Annotated in this window: 16 protein-coding genes, 2 tRNA genes and 1 other annotated feature; all 18 genes read left to right on the forward strand. The window is 34.5% G+C overall.

All coding sequences use genetic code 11. The annotated features are described in order from the left end of the window. The first annotated feature begins 24 nt into the window (after window positions 1-24). Window positions 25-1,134 (forward strand): PIN/TRAM domain-containing protein, encoded by a 1,110-nt coding sequence (locus CLORY_RS13275; RefSeq protein WP_079425235.1) that lies wholly within the window; start codon window positions 25-27, stop codon window positions 1,132-1,134. 237 nt (window positions 1,135-1,371) lie between these two features. Then, window positions 1,372-2,811 carry a proline--tRNA ligase gene (gene proS / locus CLORY_RS13280; RefSeq protein WP_079425237.1) on the forward strand — a complete coding sequence of 480 codons (1,440 nt, stop codon included), beginning with the start codon at window positions 1,372-1,374 and terminating at the stop codon, window positions 2,809-2,811. A 265-nt stretch (window positions 2,812-3,076) separates the two neighbouring features. Beyond that, window positions 3,077-3,523 carry a Mini-ribonuclease 3 gene (locus tag CLORY_RS13285; protein ID WP_423236524.1) on the forward strand — a complete coding sequence of 149 codons (447 nt, stop codon included), beginning with the start codon at window positions 3,077-3,079 and terminating at the stop codon, window positions 3,521-3,523. Beyond that, window positions 3,507-4,319: a 23S rRNA (guanosine(2251)-2'-O)-methyltransferase RlmB gene (rlmB, locus tag CLORY_RS13290; RefSeq protein ID WP_079425241.1), complete on the forward strand. Its 813-nt coding sequence runs from the start codon at window positions 3,507-3,509 to the stop codon at window positions 4,317-4,319. Before CLORY_RS13285 ends, rlmB begins: the two co-directional genes overlap by 17 nt. 22 nt (window positions 4,320-4,341) lie before the next feature. Next, a complete protein-coding gene (locus CLORY_RS13295; protein ID WP_079425243.1) occupies window positions 4,342-4,851 on the forward strand; it encodes an NYN domain-containing protein in 510 nt (169 codons plus the stop codon). Window positions 4,852-4,939: 88 nt separating this feature from the next. Further along, the gene (sigH, locus tag CLORY_RS13300) at window positions 4,940-5,563 is read left to right on the forward strand and encodes an RNA polymerase sporulation sigma factor SigH (protein ID WP_139376037.1); all 624 of its coding nucleotides are present in this window, start codon (window positions 4,940-4,942) and stop codon (window positions 5,561-5,563) included. A gap of 65 nt (window positions 5,564-5,628) precedes the next feature. Next, a tRNA-Gly gene (locus CLORY_RS13305) sits at window positions 5,629-5,699 on the forward strand. Between the two features lie 9 nt (window positions 5,700-5,708). Beyond that, window positions 5,709-5,781 (forward strand) — tRNA-Thr (locus CLORY_RS13310). A gap of 65 nt (window positions 5,782-5,846) precedes the next feature. After that, on the forward strand, window positions 5,847-7,040 hold the full coding sequence (gene tuf, locus CLORY_RS13315; protein ID WP_079425247.1) for an elongation factor Tu: 1,194 nt from the start codon (window positions 5,847-5,849) through the stop codon (window positions 7,038-7,040). Window positions 7,041-7,211: 171 nt separating this feature from the next. Next, window positions 7,212-7,361, forward strand: a complete 150-nt coding sequence (gene rpmG, locus CLORY_RS13320) for a 50S ribosomal protein L33 (RefSeq protein ID WP_079425249.1) — start codon at window positions 7,212-7,214, stop codon at window positions 7,359-7,361. 31 nt (window positions 7,362-7,392) lie between these two features. Beyond that, window positions 7,393-7,626, forward strand: a complete 234-nt coding sequence (gene secE / locus CLORY_RS13325; RefSeq protein ID WP_079425251.1) for a preprotein translocase subunit SecE — start codon at window positions 7,393-7,395, stop codon at window positions 7,624-7,626. A 50-nt stretch (window positions 7,627-7,676) separates the two neighbouring features. Then, on the forward strand, window positions 7,677-8,198 hold the full coding sequence (nusG, locus tag CLORY_RS13330; RefSeq protein ID WP_079425372.1) for a transcription termination/antitermination protein NusG: 522 nt from the start codon (window positions 7,677-7,679) through the stop codon (window positions 8,196-8,198). An 86-nt stretch (window positions 8,199-8,284) separates the two neighbouring features. Then, complete coding sequence (rplK, locus tag CLORY_RS13335; RefSeq protein ID WP_079425253.1) at window positions 8,285-8,710, forward strand: 50S ribosomal protein L11; 426 nt, start codon at window positions 8,285-8,287, stop codon at window positions 8,708-8,710. Between the two features lie 67 nt (window positions 8,711-8,777). Beyond that, on the forward strand, window positions 8,778-9,467 hold the full coding sequence (rplA, locus tag CLORY_RS13340; RefSeq protein ID WP_079425255.1) for a 50S ribosomal protein L1: 690 nt from the start codon (window positions 8,778-8,780) through the stop codon (window positions 9,465-9,467). A gap of 34 nt (window positions 9,468-9,501) precedes the next feature. After that, window positions 9,502-9,628, forward strand: a sequence feature (ribosomal protein L10 leader region). 31 nt (window positions 9,629-9,659) lie between these two features. Then, complete coding sequence (rplJ, locus tag CLORY_RS13345; RefSeq protein ID WP_139376038.1) at window positions 9,660-10,160, forward strand: 50S ribosomal protein L10; 501 nt, start codon at window positions 9,660-9,662, stop codon at window positions 10,158-10,160. A gap of 26 nt (window positions 10,161-10,186) precedes the next feature. After that, window positions 10,187-10,552 carry a 50S ribosomal protein L7/L12 gene (rplL, locus tag CLORY_RS13350; RefSeq protein ID WP_079425257.1) on the forward strand — a complete coding sequence of 122 codons (366 nt, stop codon included), beginning with the start codon at window positions 10,187-10,189 and terminating at the stop codon, window positions 10,550-10,552. 248 nt (window positions 10,553-10,800) lie between these two features. After that, window positions 10,801-14,508, forward strand: a complete 3,708-nt coding sequence (gene rpoB, locus CLORY_RS13355; RefSeq protein ID WP_079425259.1) for a DNA-directed RNA polymerase subunit beta — start codon at window positions 10,801-10,803, stop codon at window positions 14,506-14,508. Window positions 14,509-14,530: 22 nt separating this feature from the next. Next, window positions 14,531-18,082 carry a DNA-directed RNA polymerase subunit beta' gene (rpoC, locus tag CLORY_RS13360; protein WP_079425260.1) on the forward strand — a complete coding sequence of 1,184 codons (3,552 nt, stop codon included), beginning with the start codon at window positions 14,531-14,533 and terminating at the stop codon, window positions 18,080-18,082. Window positions 18,083-18,163: the final 81 nt, after the last annotated feature.

Below are 18,163 nucleotides of genomic sequence, written 5' to 3' on the forward strand. Positions count from 1 at the left end.
GATAAATATTGAGGAGGTGTAAATATGTTAAGAAGAGTATTGAGAGGAATATATACCGTTATTGGACTTATTATTGGATTTATATTAGGTACCATATTATTAAAAACTGATTATCTAAAAAATTTAAAATACTTCAAGGATAATTCGGTAGACTCAGTATTGCTGCTATTATTTTTAGCTTTATTTGTTGCCGCTATAATGTTTTTAATAACACCAATAATAAATAACGTAATGAAGAAAATGCTTGATCACATTGAAAAAAGTATACAGAAGTTACCTGCTAATGTAATTTTATTTGGTACCATCGGTGCAGTTGTAGGACTTATTATTGCATCACTTATAACAAACGTTTTAAATAGAATACCATATATAGGTATTCTAATATCACTAATTGTTAATTTGCTAATGGGGATTATTGGCGCTGATATAGCTATTAAAAAGAGAGACGATATAATACCTATCTTTTTTAATATAAAAAAGATAGGTACGGGGAAAGAAAAGAAAGCCAAAGCCGCTATAAAATCCCCTCCAAAGGTTCTAGATACTTCTGTAATAATTGATGGAAGAATATTTGATATCTGCCAAACTGGATTTATTGAAGGACCACTCGTAATACCTAATTTTGTACTTATAGAACTAAGACACATAGCCGATTCGGCAGATGGACTTAAACGTAATAGAGGAAGAAGAGGATTAGATGTTCTTAATAAGATACAAAAGGAATTGGATTTAGATGTAATAATAAGCGAGAAGGACTTTCCTAATATAGCAGAAGTGGATAATAAATTATTAAAGTTAGCTCAAAGTATGGATGGCAAAGTAATAACTAATGATTATAATTTAAATAAAGTTGCTGAATTTCAAGGAGTGAGCGTATTAAATATAAATGAACTAGCTAATGCAATAAAGCCCATAGTTCTTCCAGGAGAAGAAATGACGATACAGATTGTAAAGGATGGCAAGGAATCAGGACAGGGAATAGCATATCTTGATGATGGTACAATGATAGTAGTTGAGGGTGGAAGAAAATTTATGGGTGCCACAATAGATGTTATTGTTACATCAGTTCTTCAGACGGCTGCAGGCAGAATGATATTTGCTAAACAGAAGGATGCGTTAGAACGAGCAAATTAATTTCGCAGAATTGTATAAATAGTTGTAACAGAACAATTTATAGTATTAGATGCATGTTCAAAGTAGTTTATCGAAAGTTTAATGTCGGCAAATACGTTAATATATGAGTTACAACTTAGTAAGTACCATGATTAAATTCGCCCCTAAAAAGTGGGCGGATTTTTCATTGTATAACAAATCATAGATTAGTTTAAATCAATGATAATTATTAATATATGATGTTTGGAGGAAATACTAATGTCTAAGAATAGTAAGAAAATGGTTGAAGCAATAACTGACATGGAAAAGGATTTTGCGCAATGGTATACAGATATTGTTAAGAAAGCAGAGCTGATTGATTATGCCACAGTAAAAGGATGCATGATAATAAGACCTTATGGATATGCTATATGGGAGAATATACAGAAAGATCTCGATAGAAGATTTAAGGAAACTGGACATGAGAATGTATATATGCCCATGTTTATTCCTGAATCGCTACTTAAAAAAGAAAAAGATCATGTAGAAGGTTTTGCGCCAGAGGTTGCATGGATTACACATTTCGGAGAAGACAAACTGTCAGAAAGACTTTGTGTAAGACCCACTTCAGAAACTTTATTCTGTGAACATTATTCTAAGATAGTTCAATCATATAATGACTTACCTAAATTATATAATCAATGGTGTTCTGTAGTAAGATGCGAGAAAACTACAAGACCGTTTTTGAGAACTACTGAGTTCTTATGGCAGGAAGGTCACACTGTACATGCTACTGCTGAAGAAGCTGAAGAAGAAACAATAAGAATGCTTAATCTTTACGCCAAACATTGTGAAGAAGTACTTGCTATACCGGTAATAAAAGGTCAAAAAACTGATAAAGAAAAATTTGCGGGAGCTAAAGCTACTTATACCATTGAGAGTCTTATGCATGATGGAAAAGCACTCCAGACAGGTACTTCGCATAATTTTGGAGATAATTTTGCTAAAGCATTTAACATACAATATACTGATAAAAATGGTAAATTACAATATGTAAGTGAAACTTCATGGGGTATGACGACAAGATTAATAGGCGCTGTAATAATGGTTCATGGAGATAATAATGGATTAGTTTTACCTCCTAAGATAGCACCTATTCAGTTGGTAATAGTCCCTATCGCACAACATAAAGCAGGTGTTCTAGAAGAAGCAGATGAACTAAATAAAAGACTTAAAAGCATTGTAAGAACTAAACTTGATAAGACTGATAAGATGCCGGGTTGGAAATTTGCGGAGTATGAGATGAAAGGTGTACCGTTGAGACTTGAAATAGGACCTAAAGATATAGAAAATAATCAATGCATACTTGTGAGAAGGGATACATTGGAAAAGGTGACTGTTTCTTTAGATAAAACAGAGGAAATTATAATAGACTTATTAGATAAAATACAAAGAGATATGCTACAGAGGGCTAGAAAAAACAGAGATGAGCATACTTATGCGGTAAAGACTATGAAAGAGTTTGAAGAAAAAATAGAAAAGACACCCGGATTTATTAAAGCTATGTGGTGCGGAGAAAAAGAATGCGAGGATAAGATAAAAGATGAGACAGCAGCCACTTCCAGATGTATTCCATTTGAACAGGAAACAATAAGCAATACATGTGTATGTTGCGGTAAAAAGGCAAAATATATGCTATATTGGGGTAAGGCATATTAAATTAGATAACTGCAGTGATAAATAGACTGCAGTTTATTTATTCATTAGGTGGAAGATATGGCTCAGGAAGCGTTTTGTTCTTGTTGATGCTGTATAAGGTAAGATATACTATTAATATTATAAAGGATGAGAAGCTATAATAATTAAGAAAGTTGTAGAGTTAATGAGATTAGAAGTGATATAATTAGAATACATGTTATCAGCAAATTGATAAACATATGCAACATAAATATATATTTTAATGAAAATTGGGAGTTATAAATTGATTAATAATTATTTTGATAAGTTATTGACTAAAAATGAAGCACGAAGAATGAATCCATTATCTTTAGCTTTTATAGGAGATGCAGTTTTTGAAATTGTTGTAAGAAAGAAATTAATACTTGAGAATAGTGAGTTGTCTGCTCATAAATTACATGTTAAAGCTATAAGTTATGTTAAAGCACATGCACAGAGTTCATTCATGAAAGTACTAGAAGCTCATTTGAATGATGAAGAAAATATGATGTATAAAAGAGGCAGAAATGCAAAATCACCAACTGTACCTAAAAATGCTAATGTTACAGAATATAGAGTTGCTACTGGTTTTGAAACACTTATGGGATATCTTTATATTATTGGTGATTATAAAAGAATAGAGGAACTTATAGATATAATATTCAATCAGCAGGATGATGAAAAGGAGATAGATAAGAATGGCGTGGGACGATAGTAAAAGTAGATACTCAAAGAATAAAAATGATAAAACAGATAGAAGAGAAAAGGATTATATTGATGAGAATATCATACAAGGAAGGAATGCAATAATTGAAGCAATTAAAAGTGGTAAGACTATAGAAAGTATTTTAATTGCTAAAGGCGAGAGAGAAGGAAATATAAATGTAATATACGCTTTGGCTAAGGAAAAAGATATTGTAATAAAAGAGGTAGATAAGAGAAAACTTGATGCATTATGCGGTCAAGGCAGTCATCAAGGTGTAGTAGCTAAGACAACACCATACTCATATTGTGAGCTCGAGGATATATTAAAAGTTGCTGAAGAAAAAGGAGAAGATCCATTCATAATAATATTAGATGAAATAGAGGATCCGCATAACATGGGTTCTATAATTAGATCTGCTGAAATATTTGGAGCTCATGGTATAGTAATACCTAAAAGAAGAAATGTTGGAGTTACACCTTCTGTATATAAATCCAGTGTTGGGGCTGTAGAATACATAAAGATAGCTAAGGTTACAAATGTAAATTCAGCAATAGATAATCTTAAAAGCAAAGGAATATGGGTATATGGATGCCATATGGAAGGCAGTGTCTCAAGTGATAAAGTAAATCTTAATGGGCCTGTTGCACTGGTAGTAGGCAATGAAGGTAAAGGCATATCCAGACTTACAAAGGAAAAATGTGATGTTTTAGTCAAGATACCAATGGCAGGAAAGATAAATTCTCTTAATGCTTCTGTAGCTGCAGGCATAATGATGTATGAAGTACTTAAAAGCAGGTTAAAATAGTTATTTTAGTTAGAGGGTAGAAGTGAGAATAATTTTTGTTGATGGATACAATGTAATTAATTCTTGGCCCGAGTTAAATGATATAAAAAAGTACAGTTATGAAAAAGCTAGGCAGAAGTTGATTGAAATGTTGCAGGAATATGCTGCATATAAAGGATATAAGCTGGTTCTTGTTTTTGACGGACATAAATTACAAGGTAACCTAGGAAGTAAAGAAAGAGTAAGTGGGATAACTGTAGTCTTCACAAAAGAGAATGAAACCGCTGATAATTATATTGAAAAATCAGTAAATGATATTGGCAAAAATCAGGATATATGTGTGGTTACATCTGATGCTATGGAGCAAATGGTTATTTTTCAAAGAGGCGCGACGAGAATGTCATCCGCGGAATTTCATCTTGAAGTTCAAGATGCGAGGAAGTCGATAAAGAAGAAAATAGAAGGAATGCCATCTATTCAAAGGAATGTTTTGGAAGAAAGGATAGATAAAGACATATTGGAAAAACTTGAGAAAATTCGCAGGAACCATTGATTTTACTTGACTTATATATACTCTGAAAGTATAATTGGAATTAAGACTTTGTAATAAGTGGGGTGATAATTTGGATGAGAGGGGAAGCATGTTAAAAACGTTTACCTGCTTTAGTGATAAGCTTGATGAGGAAGTAGTCATTGAGGCGAAAAAAGGTAATAAAGGTGCACAGGAATATCTTATTAATAAATATAATTCTTTTGTTAAAGCTAAAGCGAAGTCCTACTTTTTAATAGGAGCGGATAAGGAAGATATATATCAAGAAGGAATGATAGGCTTATATAAAGCTATCAGAGATTTTAAACCAGATAAACTTGCATCGTTTAAAGCGTTTGCCGAGCTATGTGTAACTAGACAAATAATAACTGCTATAAAAACTGCTACCCGACAAAAACACATCCCTTTAAATACATATGTATCGCTTAATAAGCCTATATATGATGATGAATCTGATAGGACATTGCTAGATATACTGTCAAGTATAAAAGTGTGTGATCCAGAAGAACTTGTAATAAGCCAAGAAGAAATGAAACATATTGAAACTGAAATAGGTCAGGTTTTATCTGATTTAGAAATGGAAGTTCTTATGTCATATCTAGATGGAAAATCTTATCAAGAAATAGCATGTGATTTGGATAGGCAAGCTAAGTCTATAGATAATGCCCTTCAAAGGGTTAAAAGAAAATTAGAAAAATGTTTAAATGATAGGTGATTTATATATTGACAAAATAATTAAAGCGTAGTAAAATTTTTAATTGTTGTACTATGAGATGCTAAGCGGGTGTAACTCAATGGTAGAGTGCTAGCTTCCCAAGCTAGTTACGAGGGTTCGATTCCCTTCACCCGCTCTGGGAAATGCCCATATGGCTCAGTCGGTAGAGCGTCACCTTGGTAAGGTGGAGGTCACCGGTTCAATCCCGGTTATGGGCTTCATTATACACAACACGCCAGGCAAAGTTTATTTGAAATATAATAGATTTAAGGAGGAAAATATAATGGCAAAAGCAAAATATGAAAGAAATAAGCCCCATGTAAATATTGGAACAATCGGTCACGTAGACCATGGTAAGACAACATTAACAGCAGCAATCACAACAGTATTAGCAAAAAGGGGATATGCAGAAGCAACAAAATATGACCAGATAGATAAGGCACCAGAAGAAAAAGAAAGAGGAATCACAATAAATACAGCACACGTAGAATATCAGACAGATAATAGACACTATGCACATGTAGACTGTCCGGGACATGCTGATTATGTTAAGAACATGATAACAGGAGCAGCACAGATGGATGGAGCAATATTAGTTGTAAGTGCAGCAGATGGTCCAATGCCACAGACAAGAGAGCATATACTACTAGCATCAAGAGTAGGAGTTGACTACATAGTAGTATTCTTAAATAAAGCAGATATGGTAGATGATCCAGAGTTGCTTGAATTAGTAGAGATGGAAGTAAGAGAGTTGTTGAATGAGTATAACTTCCCAGGAGATGACATTCCAATAATAGTAGGAAGTGCATTAAAAGCATTGGAGAACCCAACAGATCCAGAAGCAACAAAATGCATAGACGAATTGATGGAAGCAGTAGATAGTTATATACCAACACCAGAAAGAGCAACAGATAAAGCATTCTTAATGCCAGTAGAAGATGTCTTCACAATAACAGGAAGAGGAACAGTTGCAACAGGAAGAGTAGAGACAGGAGTACTTCACGTAGGAGACGAAGTAGAAATCGTAGGATTAAGTGAAGAGAAGAAGAAGACAGTAGTAACAGGAGTAGAAATGTTCAGAAAGCTTCTTGATGAGGCACAGGCAGGAGATAATATAGGAGCATTACTAAGAGGAATACAGAGAACAGATATAGAGAGAGGCCAAGTATTATCAAAGCCAGGAACAGTACATCCGCATAAGAAGTTTGTAGGTCAGGTTTACGTATTAAAGAAAGAAGAAGGCGGAAGACATACACCATTCTTTGATGGATATAGACCACAGTTCTATTTCAGAACAACAGACGTAACAGGATCAATCAAGCTACCAGATGGAATGGAAATGGTAATGCCAGGAGATCATATCGATATGACAGTAGAACTAATCACTCAAGTAGCAATGGATGAAGGATTAAGATTTGCTATAAGAGAGGGCGGAAGAACAGTAGGTTCTGGAGTTGTTACTAGCATAATCGAATAGGATGTTTTTTTAGGACACACTTTTAGTGTGTCCTATGAGAAATAATTATGAGAAATAATATAGTATTACTATGTTGACAGTATATTGTATTATGTGATAAATTAGTCTAGTGGTATGGATTGATAGGTTATACACCGTTGCTACAGACAAAAATTTGGAGGTGTAAATACAGTGAGGGTTAAAGTTACATTGGCCTGCACAGAGTGCAAACAAAGAAATTATGACACAATGAAGAATAAGAAAAATGATCCAGACAGACTTGAAATGAGAAAATACTGTAAATTTTGCCACAAACACACAATTCATAAAGAGACTAAATAGTCTTTATAAATTTTAAGGATGTGAGTCATAGATGGCTGTGGGGAAAGACGTTAAGGCTAAGGGAACAAATAAGAATATAATAGCTTCATTAATTAATGTTTTTAAAGAGTATAAAGCTGAAATAAAAAGAATAACATGGCCTACTAAAGACGAGTTTAAAAAAGCAGTTATAGCAGTAGCTGTTTTATGCACAATATATGTGGTTTATGTTGGAGTATTAGATTCGGCATTTAAGTCCCTCTTTGACTTGATATTTAGTAAATAACAACAAAAAGGAGGCAGGAATAGTATTTTGGAATGACTATTCCTATTGATATGAGTGAAAGAGCTAGATGGTATGTAGTTCATACATACTCTGGTTATGAAAACAAGGTAAAGGCAAATCTTGAAAAAACAATAGAAAATAGAGGCTTACAGGAATTGGTATCTGATATTCAAGTACCAATGGAAGAGGTAGTAGAGGAAAAAGACGGAAAAAAGAAGATAAGTCAGAAGAAGATTTTTCCCGGATATGTTCTTATAAAAATGCTTATGAATGATGATTCATGGTATGTTGTTCGTAATACCAGAGGAGTTACAGGATTTGTGGGACCGGGATCTAAGCCTGTTCCGCTTACTGATGAAGAAGTTGTTTCCATGGGAATAACAGAAAGACCTGTAGATATAGATATAGAGGTTAATGAGACAGTTAGAGTAATATCTGGGCCTTTAGAGAACTTTGCGGCTGTTATACAAGAGATTAATATCGAAAAGCGTAAAGTCAAAGGACTTGTAGATATGTTTGGAAGAGAGACACCAGTCGAATTGGATTTTAACCAAATAGAAAAAATTGATTAATGTTAATAACCTAGTAATTTTACTTAGGTTTTAATATGTGGGAGGGTAAATATCCCGTATAACCACTTTATAGGAGGTGTAAACACATGGCTAAAAAAGTAACAGGAATGATAAAACTTCAACTTCCTGCAGGAAAAGCAACTCCAGCACCACCAGTAGGACCTGCACTTGGTCAACATGGTGTTAATATTATGGGATTCTGTAAAGAATTCAATGCAAAGACTGCTAATGATGCTGGTCTTATTATACCAGTAGTTATTACAGTATATCAGGATAGATCCTTTAGTTTTATATTAAAGACTCCTCCAGCTGCTGTTTTACTAAAAAAAGCAATTGGAATAGAAAAAGGGTCTGCAGTACCTAATAAGACAAAAGTTGCTAAGGTTACTAAAGCACAGCTTAGACAAATAGCTGAGACAAAGATGCCAGATTTAAATGCAGCATCTGTTGAAGCAGCTATGAGTATGATTGCTGGTACAGCAAGAAGCATGGGTATAACAGTAGAAGAATAATAATCCATGCATAGTAGTTTTAAAAAAAGTGGGAGGTATAACCGTTAATACCACAAGGAGGATAAATATGGGAAAAAATTATGTTGAAAGTTTAAAGCTTATTGATAAAAATGCATTATATTCTCCAGCAGAAGCATTGGAGCTTTCTCTTAAGACTGCAAAAGCTAAATTCGATGAAACAATAGAATTAGCTATAAGATTAGGAGTTGACCCAAGACACGCAGATCAGCAGGTTCGTGGAGCAGTAGTTCTTCCTCACGGAACAGGAAAGTCTGTTAGGGTTTTGGTATTTGCTAAGGGAGATAAGGCTAAAGATGCAGAAGCTGCAGGAGCAGATTTTGTTGGAGCTGAAGAATTTGTTGACAAAATTCAAAAGGAAAACTGGTTTGATTTTGATGTAGTAGTTGCAACACCTGATATGATGGGAGTTGTAGGAAGACTAGGAAGAGTATTAGGACCTAAAGGTTTGATGCCTAATCCTAAGTCTGGTACAGTAACATTTGATGTTAAGAAAGCTATAGAAGAAATTAAAGCTGGTAAAGTTGAATATAGAGTAGATAAGACAGCTATAATTCATGTTCCTATTGGCAAAAAGTCATTTTCTACTGAAAAGTTAGTAGAAAATTTCCATGCACTTATGGATGCAGTAATAAAGGCTAAGCCAGCAGCTTCAAAGGGACAATATATTAAGTCTGTAGTTGTTTCAAGTACTATGGGACCAGGATTAAAGGTAAACCCAGTAAAAGTATTGGAGTAACTAATAAATTTACTTTATGAAGTATTTTAAGAAAAATAAATATGGCAATTAACCGTAGACAGTAGGTGCTGTAATGGCGTAACGTTTATCAACCTACCGAGGGTTCCGATATGATTATTTGGTCTCTCTGTGTTTGCGGTGAGACCTTATTTATTTCTTAAAAGTACTATTATTTGCAAGGAGGTGGACTCAGTGGAAAATAAGAATAGACAAGAAAAAAAGGCTAAGGTTCAAGAGATTAAAGAGAAATTTGAAAAAGCTCAAGGTATTGTACTTGCAAATTATCATGGCTTAAATGTTGAAGAGGATACCGAACTTAGAAAAAAATTAAGAGAAGCAGGTATGGAATATAAGGTATATAAAAATACTTTAACAACATTGGCTGCTAAAGAGGTTGGATTTGGAGATATAGAGCCATTCTTAGAAGGACCTGTATCTATAGCTATAAGCTACGATGATGCAACAGCACCAGCAAGAGTTTTAAATGACTTCGCTAAAGATCACAAGAAGTTAGAATTAAAGGCTGGTATAATAGAAAAACAGATATATGATTCAGAGAAGCTACAAGTAATAGCTTCAATACCATCAAGAGATGTTCTTATCGCAAAATTCCTTGGCAGCATAAAAGCTCCAATATCAAAATTTGCGTGTGTCTTGGATGCTATTAGTAAAAGTAAAGAATCAGAACAATAATAAATACAAATTTGGAGGTGTCATTAATGACAAGAGAAGAAATTATTCAAGCTATAAAAGAAATGTCAGTTCTAGAGCTTAACGATTTAGTTAAGGCTTGTGAAGAAGAATTTGGAGTTAGTGCTGCTGCACCAGTAGCAGCAGGAGCTGCAGCAGGAGCTGCACCAGCAGCTGCTGAAAAATCAGAATTCGACGTAGTACTTACTGAAGCAGGCGGCGAAAAGATTAAAGTTATAAAAGTTGTTAGAGAAATAACTGGTTTAGGATTAAAAGATGCAAAAGAATTAGTTGATGGTGCTCCTAAGACATTAAAGGAAGCTGTCGGAAAAGATGAAGCTGAAGCAATAAAATCAAAACTTGCTGAAGTTGGAGCTACTGTAGAAATAAAATAATAGCTCGGTAGGAGGCACTTTTTTTAAAAAAAGTGCCTCTTTTTTGTGAGTATTATATTGACACTATATAATAGTTGTGATAATATAATAAAATGCATTATTATACCTAACTATTATAGCTTTTTATCTTTATTTATGTATAAAGGTACTGCCTTTGGTTAATAATATTATAATAAACAAAATATAGCAATGCAGGTGCTTAATTAATAGTGAGGTTTTATTCAAGTATATACAAGGGGTGATAGCTAATGGTACATCCTGTCCAAGTAGGAAAGAGAACGAGAATGAGTTTCTCTAAAGTAAAAGAAGTGGCAGATATGCCAAATCTTATTGAAGTCCAATTGGATTCATACCAGTGGTTTTTAGATGAAGGACTTCAGGAAGTATTTGATGATGTAAACCCAATAAGTGACTATACCGGTAATTTGGTTTTAGAATTTGTAGGGTATAAACTGGATATGGATAATATTAAATATTCGGTTGAGGAGTGCAAGGAAAGAGATACAACTTTTGCGGCACCATTGAAAGTTAAAGTTAGGTTGTACAATAAGGAAACAGGAGAATTAAAAGAACAAGAAGTTTTCATGGGTGATTTTCCACTTATGACTGAGCAGGGAACATTTATAATAAATGGAGCTGAAAGAGTTATAGTTAGTCAGCTTGTTAGATCTCCAGGTGTATATTATAGTTATAATGTAGATAAATCCGGTAAAAAGTTATTTGCATCTACAGTTATTCCTAATAGAGGAGCTTGGCTTGAATATGAAACTGATTCAAACGAAGTTATTTTCGTGCGTATTGATAAAACCAGAAAATTGCCTATAACTATTTTAGCCAGAGCTATGGGCCTTGGAAGCGATCAAGATGTTGTAAGTTTCTTTGGCGATGAAGAAAGATTAAAGGCTACTATTGAGAAAGATAATACCAAGACTAGAGAAGAAGCTTTACTTGAGATATATAAAAGGCTAAGACCAGGTGAACCACCAACGGTTGATAGTGCTATATCGCTTATAGATTCTCTATTTTTTGATGCAAAAAGGTATGATTTATCAAGAGTAGGAAGATACAAGTTTAATAAGAAGTTAGCTATTAACTTAAGAATAGCTAACCAAGTATCCGCTGGAGATATTATTAATCCTAAGACACAGGAAGTATTGGTTAAAAAGGGTGAAAAAATCGATAGAGAAATGGCAATGACTATTCAGAATTTGGGAATTAATTCTGTAGATATTCAAGTAGAAGACAAAGTTATCAGAATAATAGGTAATCATTTTGTCGATATACACAAGGTTGTGCCATTTAATATAGACGATCTAAATATCAGAGAGTTAGTACATTTCCCAACTATTATGGAAATTTTAAACAATAATAGTGAAGAAGCGGCTATCAAAGAAGAAATAAAGAAAAACATAACTAAACTTATTCCTAAACATATAATTAAAGATGATATATACGCTACTATAAGCTATCAAATAGGTTTAGCTTATGACATTGGAACAGTTGATGATATAGATCACTTAGGTAATAGAAGACTTAGATCTGTAGGAGAATTATTACAGAATCAGTTTAGAATAGGTCTTTCAAGAATGGAAAGAGTAGTAAAAGAAAGAATGACCATTCAAGATCAAGAAGGAATAACTCCTCAGGTATTAATTAATATAAGACCAGTAGCAGCTGCTATAAAAGAGTTTTTTGGTAGTTCACAGTTATCACAATTCATGGATCAGACAAATCCTTTGTCAGAATTAACTCACAAGAGAAGGCTTTCAGCGTTAGGACCAGGAGGTTTATCAAGAGAAAGGGCTGGTTTTGAAGTTAGAGACGTTCATAACTCACATTACGGAAGAATGTGCCCTATAGAGACTCCAGAAGGACCTAATATAGGCCTTATAAACTCATTAGCAACGTATGCTAGAGTGAATGAATATGGATTTATAGAGACTCCATATAGAATAATTGATAAGAAAACAGGTATTGTCACTAATGAAATAAGGTATTTTACTGCTGATGAGGAAGATCAGTATTTAGTTGCGCAATCTAATGAACCTATTGGTGAGGACAGAAGGTTTATTGATAGCAAAATTACAGTAAGATCTAAGGACGACGTTATTGTTATGCCTAGAGAGGACGTAGATTTAATGGATGTATCTCCTAGACAGATAGTATCCGTTGCAACAGCTATGATACCGTTCCTAGAAAATGATGATGCCAGTCGTGCACTTATGGGATCAAACATGCAACGTCAGGCGGTTCCTCTTTTGAAACCACAAGCGCCTATTGTTGGAACAGGAATTGAATTTAAGGCTGCCTATGATTCTGGAGTTTTGCCTAAAGCTAAAAATGCAGGTACAGTTATACATGTCAGCGCTAATGAAATAAAAGTAAAACGTGATAGTGACGGCGGGACAGATATTTATAGACTATTAAAATTTAAGAGGTCTAACCAGGGAACTTGCATTAACCAAAGGCCTATCGTTTCTAAGGGTGACATTGTAAATAAGGGCACAGTTTTAGCAGATGGTCCATCAACTGATTTAGGAGAAATAGCATTAGGAAGAAATATAAGAATGGGATTCATAACTTGGGAAGGTTATAATTATGAGGATGCTATGCTTATATCAGAGGAACTTGTTAGAGAAGATGTATTTACTTCTATTCATATAGAAGAATATGAAGCTGAATCTAGAGATACTAAGCTAGGACCAGAAGAAATAACAAGAGACATACCTAATGTTGGAGAAGATGCATTAAAGGATATAGATGAAAGAGGTATAATAAGAATCGGTGCGGAAGTAAGAGCTGGGGATATACTTGTTGGTAAAGTTACGCCAAAAGGTGAGACAGAACTTACAGCTGAGGAAAGATTATTAAGAGCTATATTTGGAGAAAAAGCTAGAGAAGTAAGAGATACGTCACTAAGAGTTCCACATGGAGAAGCTGGAATAATCGTAGATGTAAAAGTATTTACAAGAGAAAATGGAGATGAATTACCTCCAGGGGTAAACCAACTTGTAAGATGTTATATTGCACAGAAACGTAAGATATCTGTTGGAGATAAAATGGCTGGAAGACATGGAAATAAGGGTGTTATTTCAAGAGTTTTACCAGAAGAAGATATGCCATTTCTTCCAGATGGAAGACCACTACAGATATGCTTGAACCCATTAGGAGTACCTTCTCGTATGAATATAGGTCAGGTACTTGAGGTTCATTTAGGCTTAGCGTCTAGCAAACTTGGATGGCATATTGCAACACCTGTGTTTGATGGAGCTACAGAAGAGGATATAGAAGAATGTCTGGGAAAAGCAGGGTATGATAAAGATGGAAAGACAGTATTATATGATGGAAGAACAGGCGAACCTTTTGACAACAGAGTTACTGTAGGTTACATGTATATACTAAAACTTGCACATCTTGTTGATGATAAGATACATGCTAGATCCACCGGTCCATATTCCCTTGTAACACAACAGCCTTTAGGTGGTAAAGCTCAATTTGGAGGACAGAGATTTGGTGAAATGGAAGTTTGGGCACTGGAAGCATATGGAGCAGCTCATACTCTTCAGGAGATATTAACAGTTAAGTCAGACGATGTTGTTGGTAGAGTAAAAACATATGAAGCTATAGTTAAGGGAGAAAACATACCAGAGCCAGGAGTTCCTGAATCATTCAAGGTATTGATAAAGGAATTACAAGCATTATGTTTGAATGTTAAAGTTTTGAATGACTCTAATGAAGAAATAAAGATAAAAGAGTCAGTAGAGGATGATATTGAAGATTTGGATGTTAATATTGAAGCACCTGAAGGATTCACTCAGGAAGCATCAAATGATGAATTTCTAAATAGCGGAGACGTTGAGGAAGAAACAGATTTGGATTATGAAGATGATGAAGATTTATCTTTAGATGATTTTCAGGAAAACTTAGAGTTAGATGATTTTGGTGACGAACATTAATTTATGAAGGGAGGATGAACCCTTGTTTGAATTAAATAATTTTGATGCAATACAGATAGGTCTTGCATCACCTGAGCAAATAAGAGAATGGTCAAGAGGTGAGGTTAAAAAGCCTGAAACTATAAATTATAGAACCTTAAAGCCAGAAAGAGATGGTCTGTTTTGTGAAAGAATATTCGGACCTATGAAGGACTGGGAGTGTCATTGCGGTAAATACAAAAGAGTAAGATATAAGGGAATAGTTTGTGATAGATGTGGGGTTGAGGTAACAAAGGCAAAAGTAAGAAGAGAAAGAATGGGACATATAGAGTTAGCAGCACCCGTTTCTCATATATGGTATTTTAAAGGAATTCCATCTAGGATGGGGCTTATTCTTGATATGTCTCCAAGGTCACTAGAGAAGATATTATATTTTGCGGCATACGTTGTCCTTGACCCTAAAGAGACAGTATTACTGAAGAAACAGATTCTTAACGAAAAAGAATACAGAGAAGCAGTTGATAAATATGGTGAATCTTCTTTTGTAGCTGCTATGGGAGCTGAAGCAATTAAAGTACTTCTTCAGGAAATAGACTTAGAAAGATTATCAGCAGAACTAAAGGAAGAGTTAGAAAGTAGTACAGGACAGAAAAAGGTTAGAGTAATAAGACGATTAGAAGTAGTTGAATCTTTTAGAAAATCAGGAAATAGACCTGAGTGGATGATAATAGATGTTATACCTGTAATACCACCAGATCTTAGGCCTATGGTTCAACTAGATGGTGGAAGATTTGCAACTTCTGATTTAAATGATTTATATAGAAGAGTAATAAACAGAAATAATAGACTTAAAAAGCTGTTAGACTTAGGGGCACCAGATATCATAGTAAGAAATGAGAAGAGAATGCTTCAAGAAGCAGTGGACGCTTTAATAGATAATGGAAGAAGAGGAAGACCTGTTACAGGACCTGGTAATAGACCACTTAAGTCTCTTTCAGATATGCTTAAAGGAAAGCAAGGAAGATTTAGACAAAACCTTCTAGGAAAGCGTGTTGACTATTCTGGACGTTCAGTTATAGTTGTAGGACCTGAATTAAAAATGTATCAATGTGGACTGCCACAGGAAATGGCACTTGAGCTATTCAAGCCATTTGTTATGAAAAAACTAGTAGAAGGTGGAGTTGCTCACAATATTAAGAGTGCTAAGAGGATGGTAGAAAGAGTTTCTCCTCAAGTATGGGACGTTCTCGAAGAAGTAATTGCTGATCATCCGGTGCTTTTAAACCGTGCACCTACTCTACATAGACTTGGAATACAGGCCTTTCAGCCAATTCTTGTAGAAGGAAGAGCAATAAAATTACATCCATTAGTATGTACTGCTTATAATGCAGACTTTGATGGTGACCAGATGGCTGTACATTTGCCATTATCAGTTGAAGCTCAAGCTGAAGCAAGATTTCTTATGCTTGCAGCAAACAATATATTAAAACCATCAGATGGAAAACCAGTTTGTGTACCAACTCAGGATATGGTTTTAGGATCATATTATCTTACGATAGATAGAAGTGGTGCAAAGGGGGAAGGCAGATATTTCTCATCCACTGATGAAGCTATAATGGCGTATGATATTAAGGATATAGAGATACATGCTAAAATTAATGTAAGAATGAGTAAAATCATTGATGGCGAGGAAGTTAGTGGAATTATAAAAACTACTGTAGGTAAAATTCTGTTTAATGAATCAATACCTCAGGATTTAGGATTTGTAGATAGATCTGTTCCAGGTAATGAACTTGCTCTTGAAGTTGATTTCTTAGTTGACAAAAAGAATTTAGGTAAAATAATTGATAGATGTTATATGCAGCATGGACCTACAGAAACGTCTATTATGCTAGATAATATAAAGGCAAAAGGATTCCATTATTCTGCAATAGGTGCAATAACTGTTTCTGTTTCAGATATGACAGTACCAGAGGCTAAAAAGAGGCTTCTCGAAGAAGCAGATGCTACTGTTGATAAGATTGAAAAATTATATAAAAGAGGCTTTATATCAGAGGATGAAAGATATGAAGGTGTAATAGATAAGTGGACTAAGACAACAGAGGATGTTGCAGAAGCTTTGATGGCAAGCATGGATAGATTTAACCCTATATTTATGATGGCTGACTCAGGTGCTAGAGGATCTAAGAGTCAGATTAAGCAGTTAGCCGGAATGAGAGGCTTAATGGCAAGTCCTTCAGGTAAGATAATGGAACATCCTATAAAAGCATCCTTCAGAGATGGTCTTGATGTTTTGGAATACTTCATATCCACTCATGGAGCTAGAAAAGGTAATGCGGATACTGCTCTTAAAACAGCGGATTCAGGATATCTTACAAGAAGACTAGTTGATGTAAGTCAAGATGTTATCGTAAGACAGGAAGATTGTGGAAGTCCAGATGGATTTGAAGTTGCTGAGATAAAAGAAGGAAATGAAGCAGTAGAATCTTTAGCAGAAAGATTGACTGGAAGATATCCTTCAGAGGACATTATAGATCCTAATACTGGAGAAGTACTAGCAGCTAGAAATCAATATATTGATAGTAAGCTGGCAGCAAAAATAGAGAAGACAGGAATAAAGAAAGTAAAAATCAGGTCTGTATTCACTTGTAAAGCTAAGTTTGGTGTTTGTGCAAAATGCTATGGCATGGATATGGCCACAGCACAAAAAATAAATATTGGTGAGGCTGTTGGAATAGTTGCTGCCCAAAGTATCGGAGAACCTGGTACGCAGCTTACAATGAGAACTTTCCATACAGGAGGAGTTGCTGGAGCAGATATAACACAAGGTCTTCCTAGAGTTGAAGAATTATTTGAAGCAAGAAAGCCAAAAGGTTTAGCTATTGTTACTGAAATATCAGGTACAGTAAAACTTGAGGAAACTAAAAAGAAGAGAACAGTAATTGTTGTAGCTGATGATGGTGAGGAAGTAACATATGATATACCATTCGGTTCAAGAATGAAAGTCCTTAATGGTGATCGTGTATCAGCAGGAGATGAAATTACAGAAGGATCTGTAAACCCTCATGATATAATGAGAATTAAGGGTATAAATGGTGTAAGAAATTACTTGCTTTCTGAAGTTCAAAAAGTTTATAGATTACAAGGTGTTGATATAAATGACAAACATCTTGAGATTGTAGTTCGTCAGATGACAAGAAAAGTAAAAATTACTGAATCAGGAGATACTGAACTTCTTCCAGGTACAATGATAGATATCTTTGACTTTGAAGAAGAGAATGAAAGAGTAAGAAAGTTCGGTGGAGTTGAAGCTAAAGGTGAACAATCACTTTTGGGAATAACGAAAGCCGCTCTTGCAACAGACTCATTCCTTTCTGCAGCATCTTTCCAAGAAACTACCAGAGTATTGACAGATGCAGCTATTAAGGGAAAAGTAGATCCTCTTGTAGGACTTAAAGAAAATGTAATAATAGGAAAACTTATTCCAGCTGGTACAGGTATGAGCAGATATATGTCAATAAAGCTTAATAGTGACAATGCTGAGAAAAAAGAAGATCATGAGGAAGATATATTAACCTATAATGCATTGACATAAATAACTATAAATGATAGAATACATTCTGTATGATTTTATTAGTTTGAATTCTGTTTATATTCAGTAGTGAGGCTCATATGA

Source organism: Clostridium oryzae (genome assembly GCF_002029235.1).
GTDB lineage: Bacteria > Bacillota > Clostridia > Clostridiales > Clostridiaceae > Clostridium_AE > Clostridium_AE oryzae.

Bases quoted from the DNA above. Each gene is read 5' to 3' on its own strand.
- CLORY_RS13275 (WP_079425235.1), top strand. From the start codon at position 25: ATGTTAAGAAGAGTATTGAGAGGAATATATACCGTTATTGGACTTATT.
- proS (WP_079425237.1), top strand. From the start codon at position 1,372: ATGTCTAAGAATAGTAAGAAAATGGTTGAAGCAATAACTGACATGGAA.
- rlmB (WP_079425241.1), top strand. From the start codon at position 3,507: ATGGCGTGGGACGATAGTAAAAGTAGATACTCAAAGAATAAAAATGAT.
- sigH (WP_139376037.1), top strand. From the start codon at position 4,940: ATGTTAAAAACGTTTACCTGCTTTAGTGATAAGCTTGATGAGGAAGTA.
- tuf (WP_079425247.1), top strand. From the start codon at position 5,847: ATGGCAAAAGCAAAATATGAAAGAAATAAGCCCCATGTAAATATTGGA.
- secE (WP_079425251.1), top strand. From the start codon at position 7,393: ATGGCTGTGGGGAAAGACGTTAAGGCTAAGGGAACAAATAAGAATATA.
- nusG (WP_079425372.1), top strand. From the start codon at position 7,677: ATGAGTGAAAGAGCTAGATGGTATGTAGTTCATACATACTCTGGTTAT.
- rplK (WP_079425253.1), top strand. From the start codon at position 8,285: ATGGCTAAAAAAGTAACAGGAATGATAAAACTTCAACTTCCTGCAGGA.
- rplA (WP_079425255.1), top strand. From the start codon at position 8,778: ATGGGAAAAAATTATGTTGAAAGTTTAAAGCTTATTGATAAAAATGCA.
- rplL (WP_079425257.1), top strand. From the start codon at position 10,187: ATGACAAGAGAAGAAATTATTCAAGCTATAAAAGAAATGTCAGTTCTA.
- rpoB (WP_079425259.1), top strand. From the start codon at position 10,801: ATGGTACATCCTGTCCAAGTAGGAAAGAGAACGAGAATGAGTTTCTCT.